Source organism: Cupriavidus sp. SK-3 (assembly GCF_000611145.1).
Taxonomy (GTDB): Bacteria; Pseudomonadota; Gammaproteobacteria; order Burkholderiales; family Burkholderiaceae; genus Cupriavidus.
This window is the reverse complement of the sequence record NZ_JFJV02000282.1, coordinates 14,293-20,459: the sequence shown is the minus strand read 5'-3', so window position 1 is coordinate 20,459 and position 6,167 is coordinate 14,293. Positions and strand designations below refer to the sequence as shown.

The window sequence follows — 6,167 nt, the reverse complement described above, 5'->3', positions numbered from 1 at the left end:
AGCGCCCGGGCGCTGGCCTTTTTCTTTTGCATCGTCTGCCCGCCTGCGCCGGTCATCAGCCCCGATCGAACACCGCGATCGACTCGACGTGCGATGTGTGCGGGAACATATTGACCACCCCCGCCCCCGACAGGCGGTAGCCGGCCTCGTGCACCAGCAAGCCGGCGTCCCGCGCCAGCGTGGCCGGGTTGCAGGACACATAGACAATGCGCCTGGGCAGCACATCGCTGCCAGTCTGGGCCAGTTCGCCCAGCGCCCTGCTTACCGCCAGCGCGCCTTCGCGCGGCGGATCGATCAGCCAGCGGTCGAAGCGGCCGAGCGCGGCGATGTCCTCGGCGCCCACCTCGAACAGGTTGCGGCAGGCAAACTCGGTCTTGTGGTCCAGCCAGTTGACAGCCGCATTGGCAAGCGCCCGCCTGGTCAGGACCTCGCTGCCCTCGATGCCCATCACCGAGCCGCCGCGCGTCGCCAGCGGCAGCGTGAAGTTACCGATGCCGCAGAACAGGTCGAGCAGCCGGTCATCCGGCTGGGCGTCCAGCAAGCGCAACGCCCGGCCGATCAGCGCGCGGTTGATCTGATGATTGACCTGGGTAAAATCGGTCGGCTTGAACGGCATCCGGATATTGAATTCCGGTAGCGTATAGGCCAGTTCGCGGTCAAGCGGGTAGAACGGCACCACCGTGTCCGGCCCCTTGGGCTGCAGCCAGAACTGCACGCCGTGCCGGTCCGCGAAGCCGCGCAGCAACACCTCGTCGGCCTCGGTAAGCGGCTCCAGGGTGCGCAGCACCAGCACGGTCAGGTCCTGGCCCACAGCCAGTTCGACCTGCGGCATGCGGTCACGGATCGACAGTCCCGTGATCAGTTCACGCAGGGGCACCAGCAGGGCCGAAACGTGCGGCGGCAGCACTTCGCAGCGCGTCATATCTGCCACATAGCTGCTCTTCTTTTCATGGAAGCCGACCAGTGCCGTGCCTTTTTTGGCCACATACCGCACGGTCAGGCGGGCCCGGTAGCGGTAGCCCCAGTCAGGTCCTGCGATCGGGCGGAACACCACATCCGGGCGCAATTTCGACAGATGCCAGAGATCATCCTCCAGGACGCGTTGCTTGATGGCCACCTGCGCGCGTGCATCCAGGTGCTGCATTGAACAACCGCCACAGATACCAAAGTACTGGCAGCCCGGTTTCACGCGCATCGACGAAGACTTCTTGATCTCGACCAGATTCGCCTGTTCGTAACTTGCCTTGCGCTTGAAGCTGCGGTAGCTGACGGTTTCGCCCGGCAGCGCGCCTTCGACGAAAATCACCTTGCCGGGAGTGCCGTCTTCATTGACCAGCCGGCCAACGCCGCGCGCCTCCATGTCGAGGCTGTGGATCTGTACGACGGGCTGCGCCGCCGGCGCGGGCTGTGCGGAAACGGAAGCCGCCGGAGAGGCGGAAGCGCCACCTTCTGGCGCCGATTGGGCTTGCGGACGAGTCACGGCTTGGGACACCTGGGGGACCTGACGTATTGTTTTGTAAAAGCGCGATTGTAGTCCAGACGCTGCCTCGAGCGGCCGCGCGGCGGCTTCGACGTAACAACAATGGGACAAGCGCGCAAGATTGGCGCAACATGGATGCAGCATGCGCGTGGCACCGTCGGCACCGAACACCGGCACCGCGCGCAACGGAATTCGAGCAGGGAGGCGACATGGAACTGATTTCCTGGAATATCCAGTGGGGTCGTGGCGCCGACGGGCGCGTGGACCTGGGTCGCACGGTCAGGACTCTGCGCGCGATCGCGGATGCCGATGTGCTCTGCCTGCAGGAAGTGACACGGGGCTATGGCGACCTCGGCGGCGGACCTGGCCCAGACCAGGTGGCTGAACTGGCGGCACTGCTCCCCGGCTACCGGATTCTGTACGCGCCGGGGGTGGACCGCTTCTCCGCGGATGGTTCGCCGCGCCAGTTCGGCAACCTCATCGCCACCCGCCTGCCCCTGTGCGAAGTGTTCCACCACGCCCTGCCCTGGCCTGCCGATCCAACCGTACCATCGATGCCACGCGTCGCGCTGGAAGCTACGGTGCTTGCAGGCGATCGACGCTTGCGCGTGATCTGCACCCATCTCGAGTACTACTCGACGCACCAGCGCGCTGCTCAAACCGACGCGCTGCGCGCATGGCACCGCGAAGCGTGCGAGCACGCCAGCCAGCCCGGCCTGGCTGAAACCGGCCCCGGCCCGTTCACGCCCGAGCCGCGCCCCGCTTCCGCCGTGTTGTGCGGCGACTTCAACAGCGTCCCGGACGACATTGCCTATCTGCGCATGCTGGCACCGTACGATGGCTCTCACGAGACCGGCATCATCGGTTGGCATGACGCCTGGATGCACGCCAATCCAGGCAAGCCCCACGCGCCCACCTGCGCGTTGCACGACAAGGATCAGTGGCCGGAAGCACCATTTGCATGCGACTTCGTATTCCTCACGGAAGACCTGCTGTCGCGCGTGCTGTGCTGTGAGGTCGACAGCGAAACGCAGGCCTCGGACCACCAGCCGATCTATCTGTCCCTGGCGGACGAATAAAAGGGAGGCGGGGCGCTGTCAGATCTCCGGTTCTTCGTCGTCATCGCCGCCAGCGTGCACCGGCTTGACGCGGAAGGACTGGAGGTATTCGATCCACTGCGAACCAGGCAACTCGGCAAGCGATTCCTGCACGAATTCGACCTCGGTATCGAACTGCCTGGGCGTCAGGCCGCCGCGCATCAACTGGAAGCGGCAGTACATCAGATAGGTATTGACGACATCAGTCTCGCAGTAGTCGCGGATCGCGCCCAACTGGCCATCCTGGTAGGCCTGCCAGACCTTGCTGCCATCCATGCCCATCTTTCCGGGAAAGCCGCACAACTTGGCCAGGTCGTCCAGCGGTGCGCTGGCGCGTGGCTGGTACATCGCCAGCAGATCCATCAGGTCGAGGTGCCGCATGTGGTAGCGGCTGATGTAGTTATTCCACTTGAAATCGCGGCTGTCAGACTCGCTGCCCTCGCCCATTTCCCAGTAGCGCGGCGCCACGATGCCGTGGACCAGCGCGCGGTAGTGCAGCACGGGCAGGTCGAAGCCACCGCCGTTCCACGACACCATCTGGGGCGAATAGCGCGCCACCAGGTCATAGAACTTCTGGATCAGCACCGCCTCGCCGTCGTCCATCGTGCCCAGCGAGCCCACATGGAAGACCGGGCTGCCGTCCCGCTGGTTGCGGCGCAACACGCAGGAAATGGCAGCGATGCGCTGCAGGTAGTGCGGCAGGAAATCGCTGCCGTTTTTCTCGCGGCGGGCCGCGAAGGCATGTTCGGCGACTTCGGTGTCGCTCATGGAATCGGGATGGTCGTGCAGACGACGCAATCCATCGACATCGGGAATCGTCTCGATGTCGAAAACCAGCACAGGTGTCATAGAACAGCGTCCTTGCGCACGCCTTGCGATGCAAAATGGCGTTTGAGCTTGACCAGCGCCTCTTGCTGGATCTGGCGCACGCGCTCGCGTGTCAGTCCCATTTCCTCGGCAAGTTCTTCCAGCGTGGCCGGCTCGATATGATTAAGGCCAAAGCGGCGCTCCACCACGTAGCGGTGTTTTTCCGACAAGCGCGCCAGCCACTGTTTCATCAGGTTTTCCAGTTCCCGGTGCGCGACCTCCTGGTCGGGCGCGGCGTTGTGCTCGTCCGAGAGGAAATCGAGCAAGCTGGAGCCCGGATCAAGATCGAAAGGCGTGTCGAGCGAGGTGGTGTGCTCGTTGAGCGCGAGCACATCCTGCACTTCGTCGGGCGTCTTGCCAAGCAGATGGGCGATATCTTCCAGGCTGGCATCGCGGCCGTCGGTGCCGCCTTTTTCCAGATGACGCTTGGCACGCAGCACCTGATTGAGCTCGCGGATGACATGGACCGGCAGGCGTACGGTGCGCGCCTGGTTCATGATGGCGCGCTCGATGCTCTGGCGGATCCACCAGGTGGCGTAGGTCGAGAAACGGAATCCACGGGAGGGATCGAATTTCTCGATCGCGTGCATCAGGCCGAGATTGCCTTCCTCGATCAGGTCCAGCAGCGGCACGCCGCGATTGAGATAGCCCTTGGCAATGCTGACCACCAGCCGCAGGTTGCGCTCGATCATGACCTGGCGCGCCGAAAAATCGCCACCCTTGGCCAGCGTGGAGAAATGCAGTTCCTCGGGGGCCGACAGCAGCGGCTTGATGCTGATGCGGTTCAGGTAATGCTGGACGGTATCGGCTGCCAGTTCGGTATGCAGCACGGTGCGGAAATCGTCATGGTCGGGCGCGGCGGCCTCTGTACCGTTCTCGGTTTCCTCTTCGTCCTCGGACTCTTCCTCGTCCTCGTCGCGGGCCTGCCGTTCGACTTCCTCGACCATTAGGTCGGCCTCGCGCAATCCTACCGCCGTACCCGTGGTGATGGGCTCATCGGTCAGTGGAACCATGTCGGCGGCCGGGTCCTGTTCATAGGCTTCGGAATCGGCGTCGGCTCGCGCCACGCCAGCGGACTGCTGCAACTCCGGCTGCTTGGAACGCCGGGTCCGGCTGGTGCTTCCGGTAGAGACAGTTTTCTGGCGTGGCATGAACCCTCACTGTGGCGGCAGATACCGCATCGGATCGACTGGTTTCCCGTTCTTGCGTACCTCGAAATGCAGTTTCACACGATCGGTGTCACTGTTGCCCATCTCTGCAATCTTTTGTCCCTTGCGGACCGTTGCCTGCTCCGTCACCAGCACCTTGTCGTTGTGGCCGTAAGCAGTGAGATATGTATCGTTGTGTTTGATGATGACAAGATTCCCGTAGCCGCGCAAGGGGCCAACGTGAATCACACGGCCATCGTCGGCAGCCTGCACCGCATCGCCCTTCTTGCCGGCAATATCGATGCCCTTGTTGCCTTTTTCGTCGAATCGTCCGATCAACTGGCCGGTGACCGGCCATGCCAGCTTGATTGTGCCATCAGCGGCGGCGGCGGACGCGGGCGCCGAGGGCGCGGAAGCCCCGCCAGCGGCGGCAGTCGACGGAATCGGGGCGGGAACCGGACGAGCCTGGTCGATCGGCTGCGCCTGCACGCTGCCGGGCGCCACCGGCACGGTGGCCACGCCAGTGCCCGCATTCACATCGGCACCCGGCGGCACCACCCGCAACAATTGACCCACCTCAATCTGATTCGCATTCGCGAGCGAATTCCAGGCCGCGACATCGCGGTAGGACTGGCCGTTCTCAAGAGCGATTCGATAAAGCGTATCGCCTCGCTTGACGCGATAGTATCCAGGCGGCGCAGGCTCCAGGGGGACGACGCCAGCGACACCGGCACCGGAGGTGCGGTCCACCACCGGCGCGGGCATGGGCGAGGAGGCGCAGGCCGCCAGCAGGGCCAGCAACAGGGAGGCGGTGGCGAGCTGCCCGGCGCGGGCGATACGTTCCGTGTTCACGATATTGTGCATAGTTCGACTCAGATAGTGCCCGATTTTAATGGCACAAAGAAAACGGCTTCAAGCGCGGTCCGGTGAAAACGATGCCGGTTACGCCGCTCGATCAACAATAACTGCTGTGTGACGGTCTGGCCCGGCCCGCCGGCGGGGGGCGCCACCGCCACAGGCGCGATCAGCCGCCCGCCGACTGCCAGCTGCTCCAGCAACGCCTGCGGCACCTCCATGCCGGCCGCCGCCAGGATAATCGACGAAAACGGCGCCGCCTGCGGCAAGCCCAGCATGCCGTCGCCATAGTGCAGGCGCAGGTTTGGCACCCGCAGCGGCCGCAAGTTCGCCTTGGCTTGTTCGTGCAGCGGACGAATCCGCTCGATGGAAAACACTTCGCGCGCCACCAGGCTCAGTACCGCCGCCTGGTAGCCGCAGCCAGTGCCGATCTCCAGCACGCGCTCCAGCGGCTCGTCGGCGGCGAGGCCATCGCGCAACAGTTCGATCATGCGTGCCACCACCGACGGCTTGGAGATGGTCTGCTGGTGGCCGATCGGCAGCGCCGCGTCTTCATACGCTTGCGAAGCCAGTCCAGGCTCGACGAACAGGTGGCGAGGGATAGTGGCAATTGCGTCGAGTACACGCTCGTCGCGGATGCCCGCTGCGCGCAACCGTGCCGCCAACGCGCCGCGCGCCCGCTCGGACGCCATCCCGCCCCCGCCCGCCGTGGACGCACTG

At 64.4% G+C, this 6,167-nt stretch carries 6 protein-coding genes; 1 reads left to right on the top strand and 5 read right to left on the bottom strand.

Annotated features, from left to right (window positions below):
* Window positions 1-55: 55 nt before the first annotated feature.
* Window positions 56-1,510: a 23S rRNA (uracil(1939)-C(5))-methyltransferase RlmD gene (rlmD, locus tag CF70_RS31020; protein WP_414629492.1), complete on the bottom strand. Its 1,455-nt coding sequence runs from the start codon at window positions 1,508-1,510 to the stop codon at window positions 56-58.
* Between the two features lie 179 nt (window positions 1,511-1,689).
* Between rlmD and CF70_RS31015 the strand changes: the two genes are divergently transcribed.
* On the top strand, window positions 1,690-2,559 hold the full coding sequence (locus CF70_RS31015; RefSeq protein ID WP_035874841.1) for an endonuclease/exonuclease/phosphatase family protein: 870 nt from the start codon (window positions 1,690-1,692) through the stop codon (window positions 2,557-2,559).
* Between the two features lie 18 nt (window positions 2,560-2,577).
* Here the strand turns inward: CF70_RS31015 and CF70_RS31010 are convergent, their stop codons facing one another.
* From CF70_RS31010 to CF70_RS30995, 4 genes are all read right to left on the bottom strand, one after another.
* Window positions 2,578-3,426, bottom strand: coding sequence for a 3'-5' exonuclease (locus tag CF70_RS31010; protein ID WP_035874837.1), 849 nt, complete (start codon window positions 3,424-3,426; stop codon window positions 2,578-2,580).
* On the bottom strand, window positions 3,423-4,595 hold the full coding sequence (gene rpoS, locus CF70_RS31005; RefSeq protein WP_035874835.1) for an RNA polymerase sigma factor RpoS: 1,173 nt from the start codon (window positions 4,593-4,595) through the stop codon (window positions 3,423-3,425). Before rpoS ends, CF70_RS31010 begins: the two co-directional genes overlap by 4 nt.
* A gap of 6 nt (window positions 4,596-4,601) precedes the next feature.
* Window positions 4,602-5,456 (bottom strand): peptidoglycan DD-metalloendopeptidase family protein, encoded by an 855-nt coding sequence (locus CF70_RS31000; RefSeq protein ID WP_035874832.1) that lies wholly within the window; start codon window positions 5,454-5,456, stop codon window positions 4,602-4,604.
* 8 nt (window positions 5,457-5,464) lie between these two features.
* Window positions 5,465-6,167, bottom strand: a 703-nt coding sequence (locus CF70_RS30995; RefSeq protein ID WP_063830515.1) for a protein-L-isoaspartate(D-aspartate) O-methyltransferase, incomplete at its 5' end; no start/stop codon positions are given.